Below are 26,016 nucleotides of genomic sequence, written 5' to 3'. Positions count from 1 at the left end.
CCCGTGTTTGAAATGGACATTTGCTGAGGTAGATACATGCCGACCAGAACACTTGCCCGATCTGCATCCGCACTACTCGCCCTGTGCTGCCAGCAAGCCTGGGCCGGCGGCCTGATGCTTTACGAAATCGGCACCGATAACACTGGCCTGGCCAACGCCGGCGCCGCGGCCCGCGCCCAAGGCCCCTCGACCATCGCCAGCAACCCGGCGGGCATGAGCTACCTGCCAGGCACGCAAATCACCGCCGGCTTGCAGGTGCTGTACGGCGACCTGAGCTTCGACCGCGACGCCGGCACCAACACCCCGGGCAGCGGCAGTGGCAACGCCCTCGACCCGATTCCCGGCGGCAGTTTTTTCATCAGCCATGAACTGGACGAGCACTGGAGCGTCGGCTTCGGCCAATACGCCGACTTCGGTCTGGCGGTCAATTACGACAACGACTGGTCCGGGCGCTACTTCGCGCAGAACGCCAGCCTCGGTGGTTTGTCGTTGGTGCCGAGCGTGGCTTACCGCTTCAACGAGCAATGGTCGGTGGGTCTGGGCGTCAAGGCCATGTACGGCATGCTGCAAGCCCAGACCGCGATTGACCGCTCGCCGTTCGGCTTTACCGACCGCACCGACGGCCAATTCAAGTACAAGGACCAGGATTGGGGCTTCGGTGCGAATGTCGGCGTGATCTACGCCCCGCAAGCCGGCACGCGCATTGGCCTGACCTACACCAGCCAGGTCGATCTGGACTTCGAGGACCGGCTGGACGTGAACGGCGATGGCCGACTGCTCGAGCGCGTCAACAACACCAAGACCGAACTCGATGTGAAGGTGCCGCAAACCGTCACCCTGAGCCTGGTCCAGCAACTGGACCGGCAATGGGCCTTGCTGGCCTCGGTCAACTGGCAGGACTGGTCAGAGTTCGGCGACATCGGCGTACAGGTCGACACCACGGCGGTCGGTGCGCAATCGACAACGGTCGACGCCAACTTCAAGGATACCTGGCACCTGTCCCTCGGTGCGCAATACCAGGCCACCGAGCAATGGCTGTGGAACGTTGGCGTGGCGTACGACAGCAGCGCCGTGTCGGACGGCAACCGCAGTGTGATCGTGCCGATGAACGAATCCTGGCGCCTTGCGACAGGGGCCACCTATGCGCTGAACAAGGACACCGATATCAACGTCAGTTGGGCCATGGTCTGGCTCGGCGACATGCCGGTTGACCAGACCAAGTCCGTATCCGGCAATCAGATTTCCGGTGAGTTCGACAATGCCTGGATTCAAGCCCTGAGCGGGAATATGACCTGGCGATTTTGATGTCTTGTAAACGAAAGAACGACGATTTTATCCAAGGAGTAGACACCACTATGAATCTGTCCCGAAAACTGCTGGTCGGCGCTGCGCTGGCAAGTCTGTTGCTAGGCGGTTGCACCTCGAAAGTGACTGAGAAGGAACAGTACTCAGGCTTCCTGTCCAACTACAACAACCTGCAGGAAGTCGAAACGCCGAGCGGCGGCACCGCGATGCGCTGGGTCAGCCCTTCGTGGAACCCGAATGCGTATGACACCGTGGTGTTCAACAAGCTGGAACTGTACCCGGCGCCCAAACCCGATGAGCGGGTCAACCAGCAGACGCTGACCGACATTCAGAACTACATGACCAGTAAGGCCAAGGCCACGCTGGGTCAGCGGTACCGTGTCGTGTCGTCCCCCTCAGCCGCTCCGGCGGGCTCCCGGCCCCTGATCATGCGCGCGGCAATTACCGGGGTGAACGCCGAGAACGAAGGCATGAAGTGGTATGAAGTGGTCCCCATCGCGGCCGTAGTCGGGGCAACCCAGGCAGCCACCGGTCACCGTGACCAGGACACCACCTTGTTCATCGAAGCCGAGTTCATCGACGCCAAGAGCAATCAGACCGTGGCCAAAGTGGTGCGCAAGGTGTTTGGCACTACCCTGGAAAATGAAAGCCAGAAGATTACCGCCAAGGACTTCAAGGCGGCGATCGATAAACTGGGTACCGACTTCCAGGCGTTCCTCAAGTAAGAACAGGTTGCTCGCGTAGGAGCTGCCGCAGGCTGCGATCCTTTGATCTTCAGGTTTTTGAAACCATAAAAAAGATCGCAGCCTCCAGCAGCGCCTATCGGCACAGGTCACTTCTTCATCCCCACCCGCCTGCGCATTTCGGCAGTGATCGCCTGCCGGGTCTTGCGCATGTCCGCCCAGGGCTCATCGCCGACTTCAGCCAGGCGTTCAAGCGCGTTGTGCAGGTTCCACTGATTGCCGCCCTTGAGCTCGGCAACCTCTTGGCGAAAGATCGGCATCGACACCGGCAGGCCCTCACGGGTGCGGACGGCGTAGGCGCAGATGGTGGTCGCACCCAGGCCGTTGCGCAGGTAATCGATGAAGATCCGTCCGACCCGGTTCTTCGGTCCCGACACCGCCGAAAAACGCTCGGGCAACAGCCTGGCCATGTGGCTGACAATGGCATGGCTGAAGTCCTTGACCTCATCCCAGCCGAGCTTGCGGCTCAGCGGTACCACCACATGGATGCCCTTGCCGCCGCTGGTTTTCAGAAACGCCTTGAGCCCCAGCTCATCCAGCACCGACAGCGTCAACTCGGTGGCCTCGATCATGCGTTTCCATGGCAGCGCCGGGTCCGGGTCAAGGTCGAGGATAAAACGGTCCGGCTTGTCGAAGTTGGCCGACGTGGCGTTCCAGGTATGTAACTCCACGGTACTCATCTGCACCGCGCCGATCAGCGCCTCGGCATTGTTGATCAGCATCATCGGCTGACCGGTGAGCTGCTTGTCCAGCGTGGCGATGCCGGGGATCGCCAGGTGCTCGGCATTCTTCTGGAAAAACAGCTCGCCGGCGATGCCGTCCGGCGCACGCACCAGTGCCACCGGGCGATCCTTGAGTTCCGGCAGGATCCACTCGGCGACACTCGCGTAGTACTGCGCCAGTTGCAGCTTGGTGGTGCCGCTGCCGGGGTCGATCACCCGGTCCGGGTGAGTGATGCGCACCTGCCCCGCTTCCAGGCCGACTTGCGAGGGTGCGGGGTCGGGCTTCTTTTGTGTGGCAGCGGTTTTTTTCGCAGTGGAGGTTTTCACGGTGTTCGCGCGCTCCTCGGTGATGTCGTGTGCCGGTTTGTCATTGCGCAGGCCATGGAACACGGCATGGCGCACCGAACCGTCCCGGGTCATTTCAGCGAAAGCCACTTCTGCCAGCAGCCTGGATTTGAGCCAATGCACATCCCTGGCCTCGGCACCGCCGGGTGGATTGACCACCGACGGTTTTTTCACCTGCAATGGCTTGAGCTGCTCATGGAGACTGCGCAGCGTCGCCTCGTTGAACCCGGTGCCGACTTTGCCGGCATAGCGCAAATCGCCAGTGTCGCGGTCATGCAGCCCCAGCAGCAGCGCGCCGAAGGCATGGCGCGAGCCTTTCGGCTCGGTGAATCCGACGATGACGAACTCCTGCCGATGCTGACATTTGAGCTTGATCCAGTCGCTACTGCGCCGGGAGACATAGGGCGACCCAAGACGCTTGCCGATCAAGCCTTCCATGCGCATCCGGCAGGCGCTGTCGAACAAGGCTTGCGGCTCCTCGCCAAACGACTGGGAGAAGCGCAGCAGCGGCTGGTCATTGGCCTTGAGCACAGTCGCCAGCGCCGCCCGACGTTCTTCGACCGGCACTTCGCGCAAGTCCACGCCATTGAGGTACGGCAGGTCGAACAGGTAGTAGAGAATGCCGTCGCTGCGCTGCGCCTCGAAGGCGTTTTGCAGCGCCTGAAAGTCCGGCACACCCTGGTCGTCGGCCACCACCATTTCACCATCGAGCCACGCCGATTCCAGGCCAAGCGCGACCAGGGCCTGGGCCTGTCCTGGCAGTTTGTGGGTCCAGTCGTGGCCATTGCGGGTGAGCAGCCTGACGTCACCGTGGTCGATGCGAGCCATGATCCGGTAGCCGTCGAACTTGATTTCGTAACTCCACGAGCCGTCCGGGACCCTGTCCACCAGCGTCGCCAGTTCCGGCTTGAGCAGGTTCGGCAACCTGGCTTTGCAGGCGCCGGTCAGTGGCGATGATTTTTCCTTGCTCGAGCGCTTGCCGGCTGGCTCGCCAGTCGCCGAAAAATCGCGCCTGTTATCGAGGTTGCGGGGCATGGCTCACCTGCTTCGCGCCAGGACGTCGGATGCAAACGTCTCTTAACCAAGCAGAGCCGGCGAGCGGCGCAATAATTCAATCGGCGTTGAAAAGCCCCGGACGGACGGGCTTGTGGCGCGGGGTGCGGCCGCGCTCCCACAATGACTTTCAGAGTACACAGCCTCTGCGCTCGGCGCGGATCAACCTGTGGGAGCGAGCTTGCTCGCGAGGCGGTGGCTCAGGCGCCAAGGATGTTGGCTGTGACGACCGCTTCGCGAGCAGGCTCGCTCCCACAGGGATTTTCAGCGCACGCAGAATCTGCGTTCGGCGCGGACCAACCTGTGGGAGCGAGCCTGCTCGCGAAGCTTTAGGCAGTACGCCTGGCCTGCTGCTCCAGACGCAATTGCAACTCTGGCTCAATCTGCAATGCCGCGGCCAGTGCATCCAGATAGTCGCGCTCGGCGTCCTGCTGGTCGTCCACCAGCATCACGCTGGCCAGGTACATCTCCGAGGCCATGCCGGGGTCGGTGGCCGACTGCGCCACTTCACTGGGGTCCAGCGGCTTGGCGACTTCATCGTCCAGCCATTGCTGCAATTGCGGGTCGTCGGTGTGACGGCCGATTTCAGTGCTGATCATGTGCTTTTCGGACTCATCGATCCGGCCATCGGCCTTGGCCGCCGCAATCAATGCCCGCAGGATCGCATGGCTGTGTTCCTCGGCTTCCGGGCCGGCGAGCAAGTCCACGGTGCGCGGCGCCTCCTGCGGTGCCGACGCCTGACTGCGTTGCCAAGCCTGGTACGCCTGGAACGCCATCATGCCGAGGGACGCCAGCGCCGCATAATTGGTGCCGCCACCGGAGCGGCTTTGGGGTGCCCCGCCCATCGGCGAACCGCCGCCCAGCAAACCACCGAGCAAACCGCCCAACCCTGCACCACCGCCACCCGCACCAGCACCGGCGCCACCGCCCAACAACCCGCCGAGCAATCCGCCCAGGTCGCCGAGCCCGCCCTGGGCCGACGCGCCACTGCCCCTCTGTTGCGCCATCGAGCCCTGGCCGGCGCGCAATAACTGTTCGAGCAGATCGCTGGTGTTCATGACGCTTGTCCTCTTGGAAAGAGTTCTATCCAGACAGGCAACGATAGACCTCGCAGACGAATGTGCCAACGCCGTTGGGCCGACGCACCCGCATCACTGCGGATTGTCCGGGGTATTTTTTTTAGCACGGCTAAGATTGATAGGTGGTGAACCTTATCCGCGGATACCCGGTCGATACCTGCAACCCGACCCGGTTTGCCAGCGCCCCCTTACGCGGGGCGTCAACTGGCTTGCTTCATTCACTGGAGAACGCCCCTGTGATTTCAACCCTGTACATCGCCAGACTCAAAGCATGGGGCGCCCATGGTTTTACGGCCACCGGCGTGGTCACCGCTTTCCTCGCCACGCTGTCCCTGCTGGATAACCAGCCGACCCATTGCCTGCTTTGGCTGGGTGTCGCACTGATCGTAGACGGACTGGACGGCGCACTGGCGCGCAAGGTCAACGTGCAGACGGTGTTGCCGAGCTTCGATGGCTCGATCCTCGACCTGGTGATCGATTACCTGACGTATGTGTTTATACCGGCGCTGTTCATCTATCGCTACATCCCGTTGCCGGATTACACCCTGTTGCTGAGCGTGTCGCTGATTCTGGTGTCGTCGCTGTTCTGCTTCTGCAATGTCAACATGAAGAGCAAGGACAACTATTTCCAGGGCTTCCCCGCCGCCTGGAACGTGGTTGCCCTGTGTCTGTACATCATCGCCCCGTCGCCGTGGATCACCTTCCTGACCATCATTGGCCTGGCCCTGCTGACCGTGACCCGGATGAAATTCCTGCACCCGTTCCGCGTGCGCCGGTTCATGCCGATCAACATTGCGGTGACGGCCATCTGGTTGCTGTGCAGCTTGTCGCTGGTGCTCAACCATCCAGTGATCAACCCGATGGTGATGGGACTCTGGCTGCTGATGTCGGCGTATTTCCTCGGTATCTGCTTCTGGCGCACGGCGCTGGAGTGGTTCGACGAATCGCGGCTCAAGTAGCCATGGCAGTCCATATCGTTCAACTGGGTTCGCCGCGTCGCCCCGACGAAGGCTTGCGCCTGGGCACGGTGCGCCGCCCTCCCCGTGGTGTACCGAAAGCCGAATTCGCCAGCCGGGATTTCTATGATGTCTGGCAGCCCTTGCTGTCACCCAGCGCGGAACTGGTGGCCGAGGCCAAGGCTGCGCAGGATGCCAAGGCCTGGGAGGTCTTCCGGCGCAAGTTCAAGGCCGAGATGAACCAGCCCGCCGCCAGCCAGATGCTGGACCTGCTGGCCGCGCTGTCTCACAGCACGTCCCTGGCCGTGGGCTGTTATTGCGAGGATGAGGCGCATTGTCATCGGTCGGTGTTGCGCGAGTTGCTGGAGGCGCGGGGGGCAGAAGTGATTTAAATGCCAAGACCACCACACAATCCCTGTGGGAGCGAGCTTGCTCGCGATGGCGGTCTTCCAGTCGCAGATGCTCTGACTGATACACCGCCATCGCGATCAGCCCCAAACAAAAACAGCACCTTTCGGTGCCGTTTTTGCGTCTTTTGCTTCAATGACAACCTGGAGATTCGCCCATCGCGTTATCTGAGTTCGAGTAGCACGTAGGTAATGGCCATCCAAATCAGGGTAGCGATCGTCATCACCACGTTGATCATCAGAAGACGCTTCAGCCGAGGTGGGAAGTTTTCGATATCGCCTGGGTCCACATCACCGAGGCGTATATATGCCCTCGGTCGCACTACCATCCCGGCAATTTTAGTAATCAGTACAAATCCCCCAAACCAGCCCTGCCCGCGCCATCCAGGGCCCCAAATGAAAATGTAGCGACTGTTTTTCAAGGCCTCCATCATGGCGTCCAGATGGCGGTGGCTCAGGTATAAGCAGTAAGCGATGTTCACAGCGCCCAGCATAATTGGACCGCCAGCAACAATAATTGCAATCCACGGATTCCAAGTACCGATGCTGGTCATGGCTGTGTTACTTCAAATATTTTCTCACCTATGAACTCGCCCCCCATGCTACCTGCTTCTGTCCCCACCCATGCGCTAATCCCTACGAAGGCCCCACCGCAGATAACACCACCTATTACCGTCGTAACTCCAAGTGCAAGGCAAATAGTGCCACTAATCAAAGGAGCTCCTGCTCCACCCGCTATCCCACCAATGGTCGACCCAACAAATTTCCCTCCTTCAGTAAATTTGACCTTCTCACAAGCGGTTCCAGAGTCACCAACACAAACTTCTTGAATAGCCAGCAACGACGAAACTCCACCAATACCAATCCCTATGTACCCCCCCGCCTGCATGTACTTCGCGGCCCGACTGGTCGCATCCACATGGGTCGCATAACCCGGTATCTGCCCTGGCGCACCGGCTTTGTCCCAGTGGTGCACCATACTGCGGCTGAAGATGCCGAGTATCGTTTTTAGCTTGGGGGGATCGCCCATAAACCTACTCAAATTTCATCAGCACATATCCTGCTAATGCCCAAGTTGCGCTACCAAAAAGCATCACCGCGTCGATTTGCAGAAGTCGTTTGAGATGAGGAGGGAAGTTTGCGACATCGATAGGGTCCACATCTCCAATGCGGATATACGCCCTCGGCCACATCATCATGCCGGCAATCTTGCTAATCAATATGAAGCCCCCAAACCAACCCTGATTCCGCAGGCCCGGCCCCCAAATGTAGATGTAGCGACTGTTCTGCAAGGCCTCCAACATGGAATCCAGATGATGACGGCTCAGATACAGAGTAAATGCAATACTTACACAGCCCAGCAAGATTGGGCCGGCCAGAAGCCAGAAAGCAAACCAAGACGACCAAAAATCCTCACTCATCATGGCTGTGTTTTTTCGTACAAGATCTCACCAACTTTCTCACCGCCTTCACCTAAGCCAGTCGTACCCATCCGTGCGCCAATCCCTATCACGGTCGCAACGCAGGCAACCGCACCAACTCCTGTAACCCCAAGCGCCAGGCAGATTGGACCGCTGGCAGATTGGGCTATCCTTGCACCTAGAGCGCCACCAACGGTAGATCCAACAAACTTTCCTCCCTCTGTAAATCGGACCCTCTCGCAAGCCGCTCCAGAGTCACCAACACAAACCTCCTGAACAGCCAGCAGCGAAGAAACCCCGCCAATCCCAATCCCGATGCCCCCCCAGCCTTCATGTACTTCGCCGCCCGACTGGTTGTCTCCACATGGGTTGCATACCCCAGTATCCTCCCCGGCGCACCAACCTTTTATCATTGGTGCACCAGGGTACGGTTGGAAATGCCGAGGGCCGTTTTTGGCTCAGAGTATTCGTCCGTCCGGTTACCTGAATTTCACTAGCAAAGTTGCAATCAATAGCCAAATGCCGCTACCAACCAACATCACTGCTTTGATTTGCAGAAGCCGTTTGAGATGCGGAGGGAAGTTTTTAATATCCACGGGGTCCAGCTCACCAATGCGGATTGATGCCTTGGGCATCATCACCATCCCGGCGATTTTTGCTACCAGCATGAGGCACCCACCCCCCCCCTGATTCCGCAGGCCCGGCCCCCAGATGTAGATATGACGACTGTTTTTCAGGGCTTCCATCATGGCATCCAAGTGACGGCCTAAGTATAGGGAGTACGCGATACCCACACCCCCCAGTAGGAGTGGTCCCCCAACAACAATTATGGCAACCCAAGGCGGCTACGTGTCGATCATGGCGGCGAGCCTCCGAACAATTTCTCCCCTACTAACTCCCCTGCAATACCACCACCGGTTGTACCCACCCATGCGCCAACGCCTATCAGGGTCGCGGCACAAACAGCGCCTACACTGCCTGTAGTTACGAACTTCATGCTGATATGGATCGCAATACTAAATGTGCAGTTGTTTGTCTGCCCGTTGCGTATTTCATGGACGCGCCCAATCCGTGATGCATTGTTTCAGGCGATCCGAATCCGTGCCGCTGCCTTCGCGGTGATCAATATCGCCGTTGGCATCAAGGTAGATGTCCGTATTTGGCCACTTTGGGGTTATGTTGACGCAGTGAGGACGCACGTTTTTGCTCCACCAAGAGATTTCCATAAAAAAATCATCGTCAGGAAACAGGAAGCCGTTATCGACTGCGCCTCCGCCGGGTTGCATCCCTCCCTTGTATATCCGGTGCTGGACATTCCAGATATACCTGAGCTCTTCCCTTCCATTTTCGGAGTAATGAACGGTTACGGTCGGAAGTGCAATATCCCAGTAGCTAATAGCCAAATACATACATGGAATCCATAACCACCTTCTATACCTTGGACCTGTTTTACGTACAGGTATGGACACGGATTCCATCCCCCCAATTTTCGGGTGCGACTGCAAGCACTTCGGCCATGATGATTTTAGCTGTCACCCCACCACCTGAATGTCGATTAGCGAGTTTCACACCAATACTAATCGCCACTCTATCGGCTATATCGTCAAATGCCCGTAGCCCATCAGATAGATTCGCCGTTAGATGCGGCCCGGGATTCTTCTTACGGTCTTCTAACCACCTTTTTGTGTCCGAACCTATTTGTTCAACTCCCGCGCCATCCAACAATACGCTTTCTGAAAACCCTCCTGCGATGCCGACGTACCCATAATGGATGTTCGACCAGATATCGTAGTAGTACTCGTACTTCCCCTGCTTGTGTCGAACGACACCGTTGTACATCGCCAGTAGCTTCGGCTTGTGATCCCACTCCATGTTTTGACCCACTTGTTTAGTCCAGATCGCCATCGCCTCAAGCTTCTTCGCCAACGCGATAGCGTTGAAATTCGGTGGCCCAGCCAGTCTGGCATACCACGGTAGTTCCAGAAATTTCCTTGCCGTCGCGCTACTGTCGTAGCTGATCAGCTCTTTCATTTGCAACACTGCGGGATGGTGGATGTTTCGATTCATCTCTCCAGCGATGTAGGCAGCAAGCTCTTCCATTTGATCTGGATGGTCACAGCCTTCGGTTGCACCGAGGTTGCCGAGTGGTGAGGGGGCTTTCCTTGCAGGATTCGGATCAGCCGGATTGAATTTTGTCGTCTCAGCTCTATCGGAATGACTTGCTGGCTGAACAGCGGCCCTTGGAGCACTCCGCACGGGGCTTGGGGTATTTTTATAGCTGGCCGTAAACACCGAGGGAATCAGTTGGGCCTTGCAGGGACAATTACTGCGACTATCAAGCGTCCCCGCCATAGCTCTACCATGGCTGATCTTGTGTGAAATTCCACCGACAATCCGATAAGTCTTGCCGTCCTTGCCACAGGTGACCCGATCACCTTCGCACGCATGGGCGACACCAAACATCATGACCCGAGTGTCACCATCCAGCACTTTGCCGCCGCAGGTGGTCTTGTCATCCAGGCCGATGAAATATCCTTTCTCCATTAGTTCTCTACTCCCTCTATGGAGGGCAGAAAATCCGCTCCCATGGGCACGCCTTCACGCACCACGTACATGCAAATGCCTTGGGATGTATTGATGATCTCGTCGCCATTACACAGACGACTACCGACCAGCGCCAGATGGCTATTCTCTTCGCCTGCTGTCGTTACGATCTGCGCTGTCCTGCCATCGGCATACACGACGAAATCGCCCTTCTGCGCTCCACGTACTTTTTGACCGCTGTCCAATATGAACTCAAGGGGCGACGTCGCTTGCTGGATCACCCCGCCGTCGCGGGTCTGACTGCCCTCGGATGCGACTCGGTAAATAGCGCGAGGTGGATGTGTTTCAACGTAAGCACGCTGTTGATCAATGATCGCCCGGGCGTCCTCGGCAAATTGCGCAAGTTGCTCCTCGGTGAAAGGTGAGTTGTCCAGACTGCGGAGAGTTTCAGGAGAGACTTCGTTGGTATACAAGGTGTACAGAGGTGCATTCATTTACAACGTCCTTATTGCCATCGATTGGAGTTGCCTTCCCTCTCGTCTAGGCAGAAGCGCTGAGCAGAGAGAAATTGGGCGACGACGAATAAGACGGTGGAACATATGCTGAAAGCAATCCAATGGCATAGCCAAATGAACGAATAGGAAATTTCGCAAAAGCACACAAACCATTTCCTACAGTGGTAGTTCCAAAAATTGATTTTTCGCGCGGTGGGCCAATGTCATGACCATGGATTTGGCGGATCATACGGAAGGTCCCAGGCGCAACGCCCTACTCGGCATTGCGCAAGTCATCATGCTGGGCGAGCTGGCGGTGAACCGCGCGCTGGACCAGCTTGACCCACCTGAATAACCGCTGCTGCCTTTGACCGACTCGCTTGACCTGATTTTCTGATCTCCGGTTACAGGAACAGGCACGAACAAAGAGGGCACCTTCGGGCGCCGTTTTTTGCGTGTAGGAGCGAGCTTGCTCGCGATGGACTCGAAAACACCGTGCGCATCCAGAAATCACGCGTAATCGTTATCGACCATCGCGAGCAAGCTCGCTCCTACAAGGACTTATGCAAGGCCATTAACGCCGCGTGATCACTACCTCCAGGTATTCACTCGGCACCACCAGCGACTTGTCACCCGCCCGGTTCATCCGGTTGATCAGCTCGGTCAGGTCCGCTTCCAGCGCCTTGGCGCCGTCCGCGGGCAGTGCGGCGAAGGCTTTGTGCACCGGTCCGTACCACTGGCGGAAGGTGTCGATGAAATGCGCTGCAGAGCGATAGCGGAAATTGAACGTGCGGCGCGTCACCTGCAGCAGAAATTCCCGCTCGTCGAAATGCTCGTGCAGCCAGGCTTCGGTGCCCCAGCGCGAGGGCGGATTCGCTCCCGGCGGCGGTGGCAGGTGCTGGCCCAGGGTCTTGAACATCTGGCCGACGAAACCTTCCGGCGTCCAGTTGGCCAGGCCGATCCGCCCGCCCGGGCGGCAGACTCGCGCCAGCTCCGCGGCGGCTTTGGGCTGGTCCGGCGTGAACATCACACCGAAAGTCGAAAGCACGGCGTCGAAGCTGTCGTCGGCAAAGGGCAAGGCTTCGGCATCGGCGACCTGGAAGGAGACGTTCAGGCGTTCTGCCCGGGCCCGCTCTTCGCCGCGCTCCAGCAAGGCGGCGACATAGTCGGTGGACGTAACCTTGCAGCCACGGCGCGCAGCCGCGAGGGTCGCGTTGCCGTTACCGGCGGCGACGTCGAGCACGCGCTCATCGCACAACAGGTCGCAGGCTTCGGCCAGTTGCTCGCCGACGATTTGCAGGGTAGTGCCGATCACGGCGTAGTCGCCGCTGGCCCAGGAGGCCATTTGACGGTTTTTCAAGGCAGTCAGATCAATGGGTGTACTCATGGAGGTAGTCTCTGGGTTGAAACACGAATCGGGCCTGATCGCGGTTACTCCGCAGTCGTCGGGTCGATGATGTTCATGACCTGGGAAATGCGGTTGGCGGGAAAACCACTGATCCTGGCATGCTCCTGGATCTGCGCCTCGTTCGGCGAGATGTACACGCAGTAGAGCTTGTCACCGGTGACATAGCTCTGCAGCCACTGCACCTCTGGCAACTCACGCAACGCCCGGCAGGACTTTTGCGAAGCGGCTTTCAAATCCCTTTCCGACAGAGCTCCGGCGCCCTGGATCTCACGTTCAATGACGAACTTAGGCATGGCAACCTCTCTTTGTTGTTCTGGATGACAGGGCGGCTCTCACCCTGTGATCAAACTATCGTCCTGACGGGCGCTGGCGTCCTGCCCGATCGTCGCCCAAGCCTGCCCGATCGTCCGGAGATTCCACACGGCGCGCCGACGCGTTCACAATCAGGAATCCTGTCACGGGGAAATCCCTATGGACGCTCTGTCACAGACCCTGCGGGTGGTGCACCTGGTCGGCGCGATCTTCATCAACGCCCGGTTCACCGCGCCCTGGTGCTACCAGTCGCCCAGCGCCGACACGGCCGCGCCGTTCCTGGAGCCCGATGCGGAACGAGTGGTGATCTTTCACCTGATCACCGATGGCGAGTGCTACGTCGAGCTGGGCGATGACCCGCCGCTGCTGCTGAGCGCCGGCGACGTGGTGATCTTCCCTCAGGGCGACGCCCATCGCATGTGCTCCCGACCCGGATTGCCCCCGGCCACGGGTGCGCGACTGGATGCGGTGCTGGCACGCCGGCCACGCCAACTGAGCTATGGCGGCGGTGGCGCGGTCACCCGCCTGGTGTGCGGCTACCTGGCGTGCGACACGCGCCTGGCGGGCATGTTGCTCAAGGGCTTGCCACCCGTGGTGCGGGTCAACGTGCGCGGTTCGAGTGCCGGTATCTGGCTGGAATCCTCCGTGCGCTACGCCCTCGCCGAAGCCCGCTCGCCCCGCCCCGGCGGCGAAGGGGTCCTGGCCAAACTCGCCGAAGTGCTGTTCATCGAAGTGCTGCGCCTGTACATGAACGAACAGGGCGAAGGTCGCACCGGCTGGCTGGCCGGTGTACGCGACCGCATCGTCGGCGCCGCCCTCAACGCCTTGCACAAAAAACCCTGCCACGCCTGGACGCTGGACGAACTGGCGCGCACCGCCAGTACTTCAAGATCGGTGTTGGCCGAGCGCTTCCAGCAACTGGTGGGGGTGTCGCCGATGCAGTACCTGACGCAATGGCGGATGTTGCTCGCCGCCAACCTGTTGCGCAGCAGCAACAACTCATTGACGCGCATCGCCGAGGAAGTCGGCTACCAGACCGATACCGCCTTCAGCCGCGCCTTTCGTCGCGAGTTCGGTGCACCGCCGGCGGCGTGGCGACGTGGTCAGGCGGCCTCGAGCCAATTGAGCGGTCACTAAACCAATGGGGGCGACAGTCCTGTCCGAGCCCGCTACTCTCGCTACCCTGCGACTGAACTTGAAAGGACTCATCACATGGCACCCCGCCTGGACTGGCTTGCTCGACATAGGCAGCACAGCAACACATTCGCTTCGTGGATCCACCGGCAGTTCCACTACGAATACGCCGGACAGCCCCTGCCCGACTGGCAACGGGAGTTCGCCGAAGGCCAAGACAACGGCGACTGGAAGTGCCTGATCGCCCTCGACCACAACGAACTGTTGGGCGGTGCAGCGCTGGCCAGGGCCGACCTGGCCCATCGCCCGGATCTGGGGCCTTGGCTCGCTTGCGTGTTCATCACTCCCGAGGCACGCGGCAAGGGCTTGGCGGAGCGTTTGATCGAAGGGATTTGCGCGCAAGCCAAAGCCAACGGCGAGAAGAGGATCTACCTGCACACCCAGGACCAGAGCGCTTATTACGCCAGGCGCGGCTGGGTGGTGCTGGAGCGTTTTCAGGCGTGGGAAAAAGATCAATGGCTCATGGCGCGGGACCTGTGAGCCATTGATCAAACGGTTCAAGCCGCTGGCGCGCTGGCCTTGGCCTCCTCCAGCAACTGCTGGATCACTTTCTCCTGCGTGTCGTAGCTGCCTTCACCGAAGTGGGTGTAACGCACCTGCCCCTTGGCATCGATGATGTAGTGCGCCGGCCAGTACTGGTTGTCGAAGTTGCGCCAGATCTCGTAGTTATTGTCGATCGCCACCGGGTAGGTGATGCCGTATTCCTTCACCTTGTCCCTGACGTTGTCGATGATGCGTTCAAAGCCGTATTCAGGCGTGTGCACGCCGATCACCAGCAGTCCGTCCTTTTCATATTTCTTCGCCCAGTCCTTCACGTACGGCAGGGTGCGCTTGCAGTTGATGCAGTCGAAGGTCCAGAAGTCCACCAGCACCACCTTGCCTTTAAGGGCTTCGTTGGTCAGTGCCGGTGAGTTGATCCAGTCCACCGCGCCGGACAACGACGGCATTGCGCCCTGGGCGTTGCCCATGGTGCTGTCGGCCTTGACCTTGCTGACCAGGTAATCGACGACTTTCGGCACGGTCTCCAGCACGTTTTTCTCGACACGGCTGACACCTTCCGATGAAGTGTTGGCCAGCAACAGGTCGTTGGCCCCCGTTGCGATCACCGCCGTACCGGCCAGCACCGCAACCCCCGCGCCCCGGCGCAGCCAGCCAGTGACCGGAATCGACGGTTTCAAGCGATTGACCAGGCCACGCCCGGCAAAGATCAAGACGCCCAGGGACAACGCACTGCCCGCGCCATAGGCCACCAACAACAGACTGGTACCGGCGTTCGCGCCCTGCAGCATGGCGCTGGTGAGAATCACCCCGAGGATCGGCCCGGCGCAGGGTGCCCAGAGCAGCCCGGTGGCGACACCGATCATGATCGACGCCAGCGGCCCGGACATCTTGCGCGAATTCGGGTCGATGCGATTGCCCAGCAACACGAAGGGGCGCGCCAGCCAGTCACCGACCCGGGCGGAAATCAGCGACAGGGCGAACAGCACCATGACGAACAGGGCGACGTGGCGGCCGGTGTTGCTGGCCTGTATCACCCACTCACTGCTGACCACCGCCAGGCTGGAGACCATGGCGAAGGTCAGGACCATGCCGCCGAGGGTCAGCAGGATCGAGGCGCGTGTGCGGTCGGCCCCGGCGAACAAAAATGGCACGACCGGCAGGATGCACGGGCTGAGGACGGTCAATATGCCGCCCAGGAAAGCGATGAGTAACATGGGATCACCTAATACAATTCAGAGGGCGACACACGATCATTGTGGGAGCGGGCTTGCTCGCGAAAGCGTACATTCAGCCAGCGATGATGCGGCTGACACGCCGCCTTCGCGAGCAAGCCCGCTCCCACATTTGAACGGTGATGTTTGGCTTCAAGCTGTCTGTTCATCCAGCAACTGTCCCTGAGGCGTGCGGCTGGCACCGTCTTGTGCCAGCAAGCCCTGGGTGCCCTGCTCTGCCACTGGCGTCAGCTGGAAGCAGGTGTTGCTGGCGCAGGCGCTCTGCTCGACAGCGGCGTTGGCATGAGCCGCAGCACCGGCGACGGAAAAGGCGATGGCGGTGAGAAAGCGGGAAACGTTTTTCATGATTTCCTTCCTGATTCAATGGGATTAAGCGGTCGTTGATCGCAGCACTCAGTTTTCCGAGTTGCAGTTGTCGGCGAACTTGCTGTAATCCAGCACCTGGGTTTTCGACTGGGAGTCGAGGTACGTCAGCCGTGCATTGACCACACCGCAGGAAGGCGTAGCGTCCTCGGTCAGCGAAACCACTTTCCTGATGTCAAGATGGCTGCCGTAGGTGTAGGTTTTTGGCGCAACATCGGCTTCGGCGCGGGCCGACAGGGTGCAGATGTTCAGGGCGGCAAACAGGCAAGCGGCATAGATGGCTTTGGTGTTCATGGCGAGTTCCTCAAGGTTTCAACAGGTCGTTGGATCATTGGGCCGAGGCGGTCTGGTTTGCCTCGATGGAACCTATTAAAAGCCTGCGAGGTATCTCGTCTGTGTCGGGAATCGGCGTGAATCAATCGGTACGTATCAGAACCGCTTGCAGATACAGAGCAATACAAAAGCCCCGGAAATCGGCTTTTTTGCCTTCGTGTGTATCCGCAGGCAGGCCGGATACACTGCAATACAAAGGGCCACAGGCGACCCCGCCCAGGCTCGATAGACTGTGTGGCATTCCCCATTTACCAGAGGTCTGGCCCAATGGATCACGTTGATCACATCCTCATCGTTGACGATGACCGCGAAATCCGCGAGCTGGTAGGCAACTACCTGAAGAAGAACGGCCTGCGCACCACCGTCGTGGCGGATGGGCGGCAGATGCGCGCGTTTCTGGAAACCACCCCGGTGGACCTGATCGTGCTGGACATCATGATGCCGGGGGACGATGGCCTGCTGCTCTGCCGCGAATTGCGCGCCGGCAAACACAAGACCACGCCGGTCCTGATGCTCACCGCGCGCAACGATGAAACCGACCGTATCCTCGGCCTGGAAATGGGCGCCGACGACTACCTGGTCAAACCCTTCGCTGCCCGTGAACTGCTGGCGCGGATCAACGCGGTGCTGCGACGCACTCGCATGCTGCCGCCGAACCTGGTGGTCACCGAAGCCAGCCGCCTGCTGGCCTTCGGCCGTTGGCGCCTGGACACCTCGGCCCGCCACCTGCTCGATGAAGACGGCACCATGGTCGCCCTGAGCGGCGCCGAATATCGATTGCTGCGGGTGTTTCTCGACCATCCGCAACGGGTGCTCAACCGCGATCAATTGCTCAACCTGACCCAGGGCCGCGACGCCGACCTGTTCGACCGTTCCATCGATCTGTTGGTCAGTCGCCTGCGCCAGCGCCTGCTCGACGACGCCCGCGAACCGGCCTACATCAAGACCGTGCGCAGCGAAGGCTATGTGTTTTCCCTGCCGGTGGAAATCCTGGGCGACCCATCATGACGCAGGCGCTGCATTGGCCGCGGACCCTGGCTTCGCGGCTGTCGCTGATTTTCCTGATCGGCCTGATCCTCGCTCAGGCATTGTCCTTCGGAGCGCAGTACTACGAACGCTACGAATCCTCGAAAAACACCATGCTCGGCAACCTGGAAACCGATGTTTCCACCTCCGTTGCCATCCTCGACCGCTTGCCCGCCGATGAACGAGCCGCCTGGCTCAAACAACTGGAGCGGCGCAACTACAGTTACCTGCTCAACGAGGGTTCGCCGGGCACGCCCATCCGCACCGACATGCCCGATGCGCCCATTGCCATCGCCTCGATCAAGGACGCCATCGGCCACGATTACCCGATGACCTTTACTGAGATTCCCGGGCCGAAAAAACACTTCCAGGTGCACCTGAACCTGGCGGATGGCAGCCCGCTGACCATCGACCTCCGCCCGGCAATGGTGCCGCTGTCGCCCTGGCTGCCCTTCGTGTTGCTCGGGCAACTGGCACTGATGCTCGCCTGTTCCTGGCTGGCGGTCAGAATTGCCATCCGCCCCCTCACCCGCCTCGCCGAGGCCGTCGAAACTCTGGACCCCAACGCCCACCCCGTACTCCTGGACGAAAAAGGCCCGACCGAAGTCGCCCACGCCGCCAAGGCCTTCAACGCGATGCAGGCACGCATCGCGGCGTACCTGAAGGAACGCATGCAATTGCTCGCAGCGATCTCCCACGACCTGCAAACCCCGATCACCCGCATGAAACTGCGCGCCGAGTTCATGGACGACTCCAGCGAAAAAGACAAACTGTGGAACGACCTGGGCGAGATGGAACACCTGGTGCGCGAAGGCGTCGCCTACGCCCGCAGCATCCACGGCGCCACCGAAGAAAGCCGCCGCACCGACCTCGACTCGTTCCTCGACAGCCTGGTGTTCGACTACCAGGACATGGGCAAGGACGTTCAACTCACAGGCAAGAGCTCCACCGTCATCGACACCCGCCCCCACGCCCTGCGCCGGGTACTGGTCAACCTGACGGACAACGCCTTGAAATTTGCCGGCGCTGCCGAGTTGCGCGTGGAAAAACAGGCCGACGGCAAACTGTCGATCAAAATCCTCGACCGCGGCCCGGGAATTGCCGAAGAAGAACTCAAGCACGTGATGGAACCCTTCTACCGCGTGGAAAACTCCCGCAACCGCAGCACCGGCGGCACCGGGTTGGGGTTGGCGATTGCCCAGCAACTGGCGATAGCGATTGGAGGGGCGTTGACCTTGAGCAATCGGGAAGGTGGGGGGTTGTGTGCGGAGCTGAGATTGCCGGGGTAGAGGGATTGGCTTGGGGGTGAGGATGTTGGGCCAGCTGTAGAAAATGTTCGGCTGCAAGGCCGCCTTCGCGGGCAAGCCCGCTCCCACAGTGGTTCGGCGTATGTCTGAGAGAGATTGGTCGATTGGCAGGCCGCCATCGCTGGCAAGCCAGCTCCTACCTTTGATTTTTGACAATGTCGAAAGGACGGAAGATCAAGATCAAAAGATCGCAGCCTTCGGCAGCTCCTACAGTGGGTCGGCGTACACAAACGCTTTTCACCACTCAACAGGCCGAGCGTTAGCTCGCCTGCAGCTCTTGATCTACCCGCCCCCTCGGCAGGCTGAGCGCAGGTGTTCATCCGGGGATGGGCGCGCAGCGCCGTTCGACGCAGTCGAACTCATTGCATGCAGGTCGAAGCGAAGCCGACCGGAGGGCAATGCCCCCGGATGAATGCCGCAGCGAAGGAACCCCGAGCCTCAGCGAGGGGCCGTACGTAAGGGGCGAGCGCTTTTGGTTACTTTTAAGGCGCTTGTTAAAAGTGACTCGCCGTAAGGGCGAAACCGCCAGCCGCCGTTACCGAAGAAACGGATATGTACTCAATCAACAACCCCCAAAACCCCCTCCCCATGCATCTGCCGCAACAACACCAACCCACCCTCGAGAAACTCCGAAGACCCCACCGCCCCAGCCTCCACCGCCAACCCCTGCAACAGCTCACGCCCGGTCAACTCGGGAAACTCGCCAACAAGCAGCAACAACCGCCACGCCAACGGACTCAACTCGGAAAACTTCACACCCCAGTCCTCGGCGCGACGCACCAGCAACAACGTCGGCTGAGCCGGCAAAACGTCCGGCTGATAATCCGGCCCCACCCGTTGCACCGGCCAGGCATACGCCAACGGCCAGGCCAGCGGCGACACCTGCAACGGTCGATCCAGCAACAACGCCGCGTCACCCGCAGCCAAAGGCTCGGCGTCGGACTGTTGCAGCGCCATTTCCACCCACTCGTAATGCGCCAGCTCCACCATGAACGGCGGCCACGGCCCATCGACCAACGCCAGAGGTTCACTGGCAAGAAACTCGACAAACTCCTGGGCGATCTCACCGAATTTCGGCGTGCGGGCGCGGTAGTCCCGCAGAAAAATCCGCACCAGCGAACGCCAGTGTTCATCGCCCAGAATCTTCACCAGGACCGGAAAGGTTCCGCTGAGCAATGAAGACAGATTGGCGAACACCAGATCGCGATAAACCTGTGCCCGCGCCGGGTCCATTTCGGTGGGTGGTGCGTTGTGCTCAGGGTCGCGCAGATACAGGCCCATGGTGGTTTGTTGCTGCACAAGGCTCGACTTATCCACGGTTCATCCCCTCCTGCTGCAGGCGGCGAATGGTCTGCAGTTCCGCCACCAGTTCGGCGAATGCCGGAAAATTGAAATCGCGCTCCAGCAAGGTCGGCTGCGCACCGAACCGGGCGTAGGCCCGGGCCAGCAACGACCACACCGCCGGTTTCACCGAAGCGCCATGGGTATCGATTTTCAAGGTATCGGACTCATCGAAATGCCCGGCGATATGCATGGCCACCACCCGTCCCGCATCGATACCGGCGAGAAACGCCTGGGGATCGAAACCGTGGTTGATCGAGTTGACGTAGACGTTGTTGACGTCCAGCAACAGGTCGCAATCGGCCTCGCGCAACACCGCATTGGTGAACGTCACCTCGTCCATGTCCTGTTGGGGCGCGGCGTAGTAAGAAACGTTTTCCACTGCCAGGCGCCGACCGAGGATGTCCTGGGCCTGGCGGATGCGCGCGGCGACGTGGTGCACCGCTTCTTCGGTAAACGGCAGCGGCAACAGGTCGTACAGGTGACCGTCATCGCTGCAGTAACTCAGGTGCTCGCTGTACAGCGGCACGTGGTAGTGATCGAGAAAACCCCGGACTTCCTGCAGAAAATCGACGTCCAGCGGCGACGGCCCGCCCAGGGACAGGGACAGTCCGTGACAGGACAACGGATAACGCTCGGCCAGTGCCCGCAGCGCCGCACCATGGGCGCCGCCAATGCCGATCCAGTTTTCCGGCGCGACCTCCAGAAAATCGAAATGACCGGCCGGGGCCGCTTGCAGGTCTTTGAGTAAACCGCGGCGCAGGCCAAGCCCGGCGCTGGCTTTGGCTACAGGGGGAATGGATGTCTGCATGGTATCGATCTCGCATGTGTCCAATGGCGCGGACCGGTGCCCGCCTTGAGACACAGTTAATCGAAGGGGTGTATCGGGACTGTGTTTGGCTGGGGCTGGAATAAGAGGTCATTGTGTCAAGAAGGGGTCTGGATACAGTGGGATACACACGATCCTTGCAGGCTCCGCTGATCCTGTGGGAGCGGGCTTGCCCGCGAAGAGGCCGGCACATTCAGAAGCGATGTTGGCCGAGCCACCGCTTTCGCGAGCAAGCCCGCTCCCACAGGGGTTTAGTGTCAATCATGAGGACTTTCGTCGCTCCAGACAGCAGTACACACGCCCCGGACTAGACTTAACGCACACAGGACCCGCTTGGTGCCCTGCACATCCCCACGACCACCGCCCAGCGGCGCATGCCTCGCCAAACGATGCCTCTGGACCGTGATCCTGCCAAAGGAGCACACGTGATGGACGAGGCCAGACTCAACGATTTCATGGGCAAACTGGTGAATGACATGGGCGGCGCGGCGATGCTCGCCAACGTCATCCTCGGCGAAGAGCTCGGCCTGTACCGGGCGATGGCCGACAGCCAGCCCATCACCCCCGAAACCCTCGCCGAGAGAACCGGCTGCAACACCCGCCTGCTGCGCGAATGGCTCAGCGCCCACGCTGCCTCCGGCTACATGGAACACCAGGACGGCCAGTTCCGCCTTCCGGAGGAGCAAGCCCTGGCCCTGGCCATCGAAGACTCACCGGTCTATATCGCCGGAGGCATAGGCGTGGTCGCGTCGTTTTTCCACGACAAGGACAAGCTGGTCAACGCCATGCGCGGCAACGGCGCCCTGCCATGGGGCGAGCATCACCCGTGCATGTTCAGCGGCACCGAGCGTTTCTTCCGCCCCGGCTACAAAGCCCATTTGATCGCCGAATGGTTGCCGGCCCTCGACGGTGTGGTGGCCAAACTGGAAGCCGGGGCCAAAGTGGCGGACATCGGCTGTGGTCACGGCGCCTCGACGGTGATCATGGCCCAGGCATTTCCCGATTCGCGCTTCGTCGGCTTCGACTACCACGCGCCCTCCATTACCGTCGCCACCCAACGGGCCGAAGAAGGCGGTGTGTCCGGCCGGGCCAAGTTCTTCCAGGGCACGGCAAAAAGCTACCCCGGCAACGACTATGACCTGGTCTGCTACTTCGACTGCCTGCACGACATGGGCGATCCGGTGGGCGCGGCCAGACATGCCTATGAATCGTTGAAGGAGGACGGCACGGTGCTGCTGGTCGAGCCCTACGCCAATGACTTGCTCGACGACAACGTCAACCCGGTCGGACGCCTGTTCTACGCTGCCTCGACCTTCATTTGCACGCCGAACTCGCTGTCCCAGGAAGTCGGCCTCGGGCTGGGTGCCCAGGCCGGTGAAGCGCGGTTGCGCAAGGTGTTCAGCGAGGCCGGGTTCAGCCGTTTTCGTCGGGCCACGGAGACGCCGTTCAACCTGATTCTGGAGGCACGTAAATAACCCCCGAGGGTTGTAGGAGCTGCCGAAGGCTGCGATCTTTTGACTTTGCTTCATAAAAACAAGATCAAGAGATCGCAGCCTTCGGCAGCTCCTACAAAAGGCCGTGCCAATCTGCGTCCCCAGAGTGCTGAAAATGCTCGACAGCCTGATCCACGAACAACTCGACCGCCTCCATCAACGCATGGCCAACGCGCCGTTTGCAGTGCTGACGGGTGCCGGCATCAGCACGCCGTCGGGCATCCCCGATTATCGTGACAACCAGGGCGTGCGACGGGGCCGGCAGCCGATGATGTACCAGGAGTTTCTCTCAGCCCCCGAGTCCCGGCGACGCTATTGGGCGCGGGCGATGCTCGGCTGGCCACGGGTGCGCCTGGCGCAGCCGAACGTGGCCCACGACACCCTGGCCCGGCTGCAGGGCACGCGACAGATCAGCGGGTTGATCACCCAGAACGTCGACACCCTGCATGACCAGGCCGGCAGCCATGACGTGATCGAACTCCACGGCAGTTTGCACCGGGTGTTGTGCCTCGATTGCGGCAGGCTTTGCGAGCGCGACTCGATCCAGCGCTTGATGGAAACCCGCAACCCCTACCTGGCCGGCGTCGACGCGGTACAGGCGCCGGATGGCGACACCCTGCTCGACGCGGCCTTCGAGGCCCGTTTCCAGGTCCCGCATTGCCCCCATTGCGCCGGGGAACGGATGAAGCCGGATGTGGTGTTTTTTGGTGAAAACGTCGCGCAAGCCACGGCGGCCAAGGCGATGGCGGCCATTGAACAAGCGGCCGGGTTGTTGGTGATCGGGTCTTCGTTGATGGCCTATTCGGCGTTTCGCCTGTGCCGGGCGGTGGTGGATCAGGGCAAGCCGTTGATCGCGATCAACCTGGGCAAGACCCGGGCGGATGACATTCTGGATATGAAGATCGAGGGGTCGTGCGAGCAGCTCTTGCCCTTGTTGGCCCAACGCCTGTCTTCCTGATCAACCCAGAAAACTGTGGGAGCGGGCTTGCTCGCGAAAGCGGTGGGTCAAACCACATTGATGTAGCTGACACTCCGCCTTCGCGAGCAAGCCCGCTCCCACAGGGGCCGGCGCTCATGTCAGAGAAGCTTTTCCCCAAATTTTTCCTCTTTCAGCACATCAAACAACGCCTGCGCCGCCGCCGACAGCTCCCCCCCCGGCAACGTCAACACGCCAAGCGCCCGCTCCACCACCGGATCGCGCAAGGTAATGCAGCGCGCCCCCAGCTCACGCATCTGTCCGGCACACAAGGCCGGCACCGCGCTCACGCCCAGGCCGCTGGCGACCATGCGCCCGACCGTCGCCAGTTGATGGCTTTCAAACTCCACCGACAGCTTCATGCCGCGGGCCTGCAGGTGCTCTTCAAGCATCACCCGCACGGTGGAAGGTCGCTGCAAGGTAATGAACGGCTCCTTGAGCAGGGTCTGCCAATCGATGTCATCGAGTTCGGCCAGCGCTGAATCCAGGGGCACCACCGCCACGAATCGATCGATGTACAACGGGGTGAATTGCAGTGGCGAACTCTGGGTCGGCTCGAAGGCCACCCCCAGTTCAACCTGGCGGTCACGGACCATTTCCAGCACCTGCTCGTTGATCACGTCATTGACCGTCACGTTGACGTTCGGGTAGCGGGCGCGGAAGGTCTTGAGAATCGGCGGCAGCAGGTTGCCAGCGAACGATGGCATCGCCGCCAGGGTCACGCGACCGCGCTGCAGGGTGAAGCGTTGACGCAGCTCGTCCTCGACATTGTCCCAGTCGGCGATCAACCGGCGCGCCAGCGGCACCAGGGATTCGCCTTCGGCGGTGAGCGCCACGTTGCGCGTGTTGCGGGTGAACAGGCGCCCGCCGAGCCCCTCCTCCAGCGCCTTGATGGTCAGGCTCAGGGCCGATTGCGACAGGTGCAGGCGTTCACAGGCCACGGCAAAGCTCAGGCTCTGGGCCACGGCGAGAAAGGCGCGGATCTGTTTGACGGTCATACTCGGTCCCTCCAGGGTCTTGTAGGAGCTGCCGAAGGCTGCGATCTTTTGATTTTGATCTTGCCCCCCAAAAACAGGATCAAAAGATCGCAGCCTTCGGCAGCTCCTACACATTGTTGAGTTTTATATATTAATCGACCTTAAAAATCAACTTAACAAATGAATACTTCGGCGAGACACTCCATCCCATTCGGCTAGCCAGCCGCCCACAAAGAATAAAAGAGGTGCATATGGCAGGTTTCGACAAGCGCGTCAGTTCCTATGAGCAAGCGTTGGCAGGTCTTGAAGACGGCATGACCGTGATCGCTGGCGGCTTCGGCCTGTGCGGCATCCCGGAAAACCTGATCGCCGAGATCAAGCGCAAGGGCACTCGCGACCTCACCGTGGTCTCCAACAACTGCGGCGTCGACGGTTTCGGCCTCGGCGTACTGCTGACCGACCGCCAGATCAGCAAAGTGGTGGCGTCCTACGTCGGCGAAAACAAGCTGTTCGAAGAGCAACTGCTCAAGGGCGAAATCGAAGTCATCCTGACCCCGCAAGGCACCCTCGCCGAGAAAATGCGCGCGGGCGGCGCCGGCATTCCGGCCTTCTTCACCGCCACCGGCGTCGGCACTCCGGTTGCCGAAGGCAAGGAAGTGCGCGAATTCCATGGCCGCAAGTACCTGATGGAAGAGTCCATCACCGGCGACTTCGCCATCGTCAAAGGCTGGAAAGCCGACCATTTCGGTAACGTGATCTATCGCCACACCGCCCAGAACTTCAACCCGCTGGCCGCCACCGCCGGCAAGATCACCGTGGTCGAAGTCGAAGAAATCGTCGAACCCGGCGAGCTGGACCCGGCGCAGATCCACACCCCTGGCATCTACGTCGACCGGATCATCTGCGGCACGTTCGAGAAGCGCATCGAACAGCGCACCGTGCGTAAGTGATCCCCTGCCCCCGGACCGAATGAAGGAATAACGACAATGGCACTTTCCCGCGAACAAATGGCTCAACGCGTCGCCCGCGAAATGCAGGACGGCTTCTACGTGAACCTGGGCATCGGCATTCCGACCCTGGTCGCCAACTACATCCCTGAAGGCATGGAAGTCATGCTGCAGTCGGAAAACGGCCTGCTGGGCATGGGTCCGTTCCCGACTGAAGAAACCATCGATGCCGACATGATCAACGCCGGCAAACAAACGGTGACCGCGCGCATCGGCGCTTCGATCTTTTCCTCGGCCGAGTCCTTCGCGATGATCCGCGGTGGTCATGTCGACCTGACCGTACTGGGCGCCTTCGAAGTGGACGTGCAAGGCAACATCGCCTCGTGGATGATCCCCGGCAAGCTGGTCAAGGGCATGGGCGGCGCGATGGACCTGGTGGCCGGCGCAGACAACATCATCGTCATCATGACCCACGCGTCCAAGGACGGTGAGTCCAAGCTCCTGTCGCAATGCAGCCTGCCGCTGACCGGCGCCGGTTGCATCAAGCGCGTGCTGACCGACCTCGCCTACCTGGAAATCGAAAATGGCGCATTTGTCCTCAAGGAACGCGCACCTGGCGTCAGCGTCGAGGAAATCGTCGCCAAGACCGCTGGTAAACTGATCGTCCCGGACCACGTTCCGGAAATGCAGTTCGCTGCCCAGTGAGGA

Annotated in this window: 29 protein-coding genes and 1 pseudogene; 13 read left to right on the top strand and 17 right to left on the bottom strand. The window is 60.3% G+C overall.

Annotated features, from left to right (window positions below):
- Window positions 1-36 precede the first annotated feature (36 nt).
- Both KSS91_RS11085 and KSS91_RS11080 read left to right on the top strand, forming a co-directional pair.
- Window positions 37-1,305 (top strand): OmpP1/FadL family transporter, encoded by a 1,269-nt coding sequence (locus tag KSS91_RS11085; RefSeq protein WP_217837935.1) that lies wholly within the window; start codon window positions 37-39, stop codon window positions 1,303-1,305.
- Between the two features lie 50 nt (window positions 1,306-1,355).
- A complete protein-coding gene (locus KSS91_RS11080) occupies window positions 1,356-2,030 on the top strand; it encodes a DUF3313 domain-containing protein (protein WP_015094579.1) in 675 nt (224 codons plus the stop codon).
- Window positions 2,031-2,137: 107 nt separating this feature from the next.
- Here the strand turns inward: KSS91_RS11080 and ligD are convergent, their stop codons facing one another.
- Complete coding sequence (gene ligD / locus KSS91_RS11075; protein WP_217837934.1) at window positions 2,138-4,150, bottom strand: DNA ligase D; 2,013 nt, start codon at window positions 4,148-4,150, stop codon at window positions 2,138-2,140.
- Between the two features lie 347 nt (window positions 4,151-4,497).
- Window positions 4,498-5,226: a tellurite resistance TerB family protein gene (locus KSS91_RS11070; RefSeq protein ID WP_217837933.1), complete on the bottom strand. Its 729-nt coding sequence runs from the start codon at window positions 5,224-5,226 to the stop codon at window positions 4,498-4,500.
- Window positions 5,227-5,483: 257 nt separating this feature from the next.
- Between KSS91_RS11070 and pcsA the strand changes: the two genes are divergently transcribed.
- Together pcsA and KSS91_RS11060 are read left to right on the top strand one after the other, a co-directional pair.
- A complete protein-coding gene (gene pcsA / locus KSS91_RS11065) occupies window positions 5,484-6,206 on the top strand; it encodes a phosphatidylcholine synthase (protein ID WP_126045334.1) in 723 nt (240 codons plus the stop codon).
- A 2-nt stretch (window positions 6,207-6,208) separates the two neighbouring features.
- A complete protein-coding gene (locus KSS91_RS11060; protein WP_015094575.1) occupies window positions 6,209-6,595 on the top strand; it encodes a DUF488 domain-containing protein in 387 nt (128 codons plus the stop codon).
- Between the two features lie 179 nt (window positions 6,596-6,774).
- Here the strand turns inward: KSS91_RS11060 and KSS91_RS11055 are convergent, their stop codons facing one another.
- The 7 genes from KSS91_RS11055 to KSS91_RS11020 form a co-directional block, all read right to left on the bottom strand.
- The gene (locus tag KSS91_RS11055; protein WP_126045332.1) at window positions 6,775-7,164 is read right to left on the bottom strand and encodes a hypothetical protein; all 390 of its coding nucleotides are present in this window, start codon (window positions 7,162-7,164) and stop codon (window positions 6,775-6,777) included.
- Complete coding sequence (locus KSS91_RS11050; RefSeq protein ID WP_225923736.1) at window positions 7,161-7,640, bottom strand: hypothetical protein; 480 nt, start codon at window positions 7,638-7,640, stop codon at window positions 7,161-7,163. Before KSS91_RS11050 ends, KSS91_RS11055 begins: the two co-directional genes overlap by 4 nt.
- 4 nt (window positions 7,641-7,644) lie before the next feature.
- The gene (locus tag KSS91_RS11045) at window positions 7,645-8,034 is read right to left on the bottom strand and encodes a hypothetical protein (protein WP_015094572.1); all 390 of its coding nucleotides are present in this window, start codon (window positions 8,032-8,034) and stop codon (window positions 7,645-7,647) included.
- A 476-nt stretch (window positions 8,035-8,510) separates the two neighbouring features.
- The gene (locus KSS91_RS11040; RefSeq protein WP_367617154.1) at window positions 8,511-8,777 is read right to left on the bottom strand and encodes a hypothetical protein; all 267 of its coding nucleotides are present in this window, start codon (window positions 8,775-8,777) and stop codon (window positions 8,511-8,513) included.
- A 306-nt stretch (window positions 8,778-9,083) separates the two neighbouring features.
- Window positions 9,084-9,440 (bottom strand): hypothetical protein, encoded by a 357-nt coding sequence (locus tag KSS91_RS11035; protein WP_217837932.1) that lies wholly within the window; start codon window positions 9,438-9,440, stop codon window positions 9,084-9,086.
- Between the two features lie 40 nt (window positions 9,441-9,480).
- Window positions 9,481-10,575 carry a polymorphic toxin type 44 domain-containing protein gene (locus tag KSS91_RS28180; protein WP_225923735.1) on the bottom strand — a complete coding sequence of 365 codons (1,095 nt, stop codon included), beginning with the start codon at window positions 10,573-10,575 and terminating at the stop codon, window positions 9,481-9,483.
- On the bottom strand, window positions 10,575-11,069 hold the full coding sequence (locus KSS91_RS11020; protein WP_217837931.1) for a hypothetical protein: 495 nt from the start codon (window positions 11,067-11,069) through the stop codon (window positions 10,575-10,577). The genes KSS91_RS28180 and KSS91_RS11020 overlap by 1 nt, the downstream gene beginning before the upstream one ends.
- Window positions 11,070-11,286: 217 nt before the next feature.
- On the opposite strand from KSS91_RS11020, the pseudogene KSS91_RS28490 reads away from it, so the two are divergent.
- Window positions 11,287-11,424 (top strand): annotated as a pseudogene (locus KSS91_RS28490) (DUF6124 family protein); the annotation flags it as partial.
- 219 nt (window positions 11,425-11,643) lie between these two features.
- On the opposite strand, the gene KSS91_RS11015 reads toward KSS91_RS28490, so the two are convergent.
- Window positions 11,644-12,456 (bottom strand): class I SAM-dependent methyltransferase, encoded by an 813-nt coding sequence (locus tag KSS91_RS11015; protein WP_217837930.1) that lies wholly within the window; start codon window positions 12,454-12,456, stop codon window positions 11,644-11,646.
- A 44-nt stretch (window positions 12,457-12,500) separates the two neighbouring features.
- Window positions 12,501-12,770, bottom strand: coding sequence for a DUF4242 domain-containing protein (locus KSS91_RS11010; RefSeq protein ID WP_015094567.1), 270 nt, complete (start codon window positions 12,768-12,770; stop codon window positions 12,501-12,503).
- A gap of 178 nt (window positions 12,771-12,948) precedes the next feature.
- Between KSS91_RS11010 and KSS91_RS11005 the strand changes: the two genes are divergently transcribed.
- The gene (locus KSS91_RS11005; protein ID WP_015094566.1) at window positions 12,949-13,926 is read left to right on the top strand and encodes an AraC family transcriptional regulator; all 978 of its coding nucleotides are present in this window, start codon (window positions 12,949-12,951) and stop codon (window positions 13,924-13,926) included.
- 75 nt (window positions 13,927-14,001) lie between these two features.
- Window positions 14,002-14,463 carry a GNAT family N-acetyltransferase gene (locus tag KSS91_RS11000; RefSeq protein WP_217837929.1) on the top strand — a complete coding sequence of 154 codons (462 nt, stop codon included), beginning with the start codon at window positions 14,002-14,004 and terminating at the stop codon, window positions 14,461-14,463.
- Between the two features lie 17 nt (window positions 14,464-14,480).
- Here the strand turns inward: KSS91_RS11000 and KSS91_RS10995 are convergent, their stop codons facing one another.
- The 3 genes from KSS91_RS10995 to KSS91_RS10985 form a co-directional block, all read right to left on the bottom strand.
- Window positions 14,481-15,698: a cytochrome c biogenesis protein DipZ gene (locus KSS91_RS10995; RefSeq protein WP_217837928.1), complete on the bottom strand. Its 1,218-nt coding sequence runs from the start codon at window positions 15,696-15,698 to the stop codon at window positions 14,481-14,483.
- A 150-nt stretch (window positions 15,699-15,848) separates the two neighbouring features.
- Window positions 15,849-16,061 (bottom strand): hypothetical protein, encoded by a 213-nt coding sequence (locus tag KSS91_RS10990; protein WP_217837927.1) that lies wholly within the window; start codon window positions 16,059-16,061, stop codon window positions 15,849-15,851.
- Between the two features lie 48 nt (window positions 16,062-16,109).
- Window positions 16,110-16,373 (bottom strand): DUF2790 domain-containing protein, encoded by a 264-nt coding sequence (locus tag KSS91_RS10985; RefSeq protein ID WP_217837926.1) that lies wholly within the window; start codon window positions 16,371-16,373, stop codon window positions 16,110-16,112.
- A 306-nt stretch (window positions 16,374-16,679) separates the two neighbouring features.
- Here KSS91_RS10985 and KSS91_RS10980 point away from each other — a divergent pair, with 306 nt between their 5' ends.
- Together KSS91_RS10980 and KSS91_RS10975 are read left to right on the top strand one after the other, a co-directional pair.
- Window positions 16,680-17,420, top strand: coding sequence for a response regulator (locus KSS91_RS10980; RefSeq protein ID WP_015094561.1), 741 nt, complete (start codon window positions 16,680-16,682; stop codon window positions 17,418-17,420).
- Window positions 17,417-18,727, top strand: a complete 1,311-nt coding sequence (locus KSS91_RS10975) for an ATP-binding protein (protein ID WP_217837925.1) — start codon at window positions 17,417-17,419, stop codon at window positions 18,725-18,727. The genes KSS91_RS10980 and KSS91_RS10975 overlap by 4 nt, the downstream gene beginning before the upstream one ends.
- A gap of 576 nt (window positions 18,728-19,303) precedes the next feature.
- Here the strand turns inward: KSS91_RS10975 and KSS91_RS10970 are convergent.
- Together KSS91_RS10970 and KSS91_RS10965 are read right to left on the bottom strand one after the other, a co-directional pair.
- Window positions 19,304-20,062: an HvfC family RiPP maturation protein gene (locus KSS91_RS10970; RefSeq protein WP_217837924.1), complete on the bottom strand. Its 759-nt coding sequence runs from the start codon at window positions 20,060-20,062 to the stop codon at window positions 19,304-19,306.
- Window positions 20,055-20,897, bottom strand: coding sequence for an HvfB family MNIO-type RiPP peptide maturase (locus KSS91_RS10965; protein WP_217837923.1), 843 nt, complete (start codon window positions 20,895-20,897; stop codon window positions 20,055-20,057). The genes KSS91_RS10970 and KSS91_RS10965 overlap by 8 nt, the downstream gene beginning before the upstream one ends.
- A gap of 446 nt (window positions 20,898-21,343) precedes the next feature.
- Here KSS91_RS10965 and KSS91_RS10960 point away from each other — a divergent pair, with 446 nt between their 5' ends.
- Window positions 21,344-22,390, top strand: a complete 1,047-nt coding sequence (locus tag KSS91_RS10960) for a class I SAM-dependent methyltransferase (protein ID WP_217837922.1) — start codon at window positions 21,344-21,346, stop codon at window positions 22,388-22,390.
- Window positions 22,391-22,523: 133 nt separating this feature from the next.
- Window positions 22,524-23,366, top strand: coding sequence for an NAD-dependent protein deacetylase (locus KSS91_RS10955; RefSeq protein WP_217837921.1), 843 nt, complete (start codon window positions 22,524-22,526; stop codon window positions 23,364-23,366).
- Between the two features lie 119 nt (window positions 23,367-23,485).
- Here the strand turns inward: KSS91_RS10955 and KSS91_RS10950 are convergent, their stop codons facing one another.
- The gene (locus KSS91_RS10950; RefSeq protein WP_102700493.1) at window positions 23,486-24,382 is read right to left on the bottom strand and encodes a LysR family transcriptional regulator; all 897 of its coding nucleotides are present in this window, start codon (window positions 24,380-24,382) and stop codon (window positions 23,486-23,488) included.
- A 230-nt stretch (window positions 24,383-24,612) separates the two neighbouring features.
- Here KSS91_RS10950 and KSS91_RS10945 point away from each other — a divergent pair, with 230 nt between their 5' ends.
- Window positions 24,613-25,311, top strand: a complete 699-nt coding sequence (locus KSS91_RS10945; protein WP_015094554.1) for a CoA transferase subunit A — start codon at window positions 24,613-24,615, stop codon at window positions 25,309-25,311.
- A 36-nt stretch (window positions 25,312-25,347) separates the two neighbouring features.
- Window positions 25,348-26,013 carry a CoA transferase subunit B gene (locus KSS91_RS10940; protein WP_007975748.1) on the top strand — a complete coding sequence of 222 codons (666 nt, stop codon included), beginning with the start codon at window positions 25,348-25,350 and terminating at the stop codon, window positions 26,011-26,013.
- Window positions 26,014-26,016: the final 3 nt, after the last annotated feature.

This window comes from Pseudomonas azerbaijanorientalis, from assembly GCF_019139795.1.
Taxonomy (GTDB): domain Bacteria; phylum Pseudomonadota; class Gammaproteobacteria; order Pseudomonadales; family Pseudomonadaceae; genus Aquipseudomonas; species Aquipseudomonas laurylsulfatiphila.
Note: the sequence above shows the minus strand (reverse complement) of the source record. Positions and strands in the feature narration are given on the sequence as shown.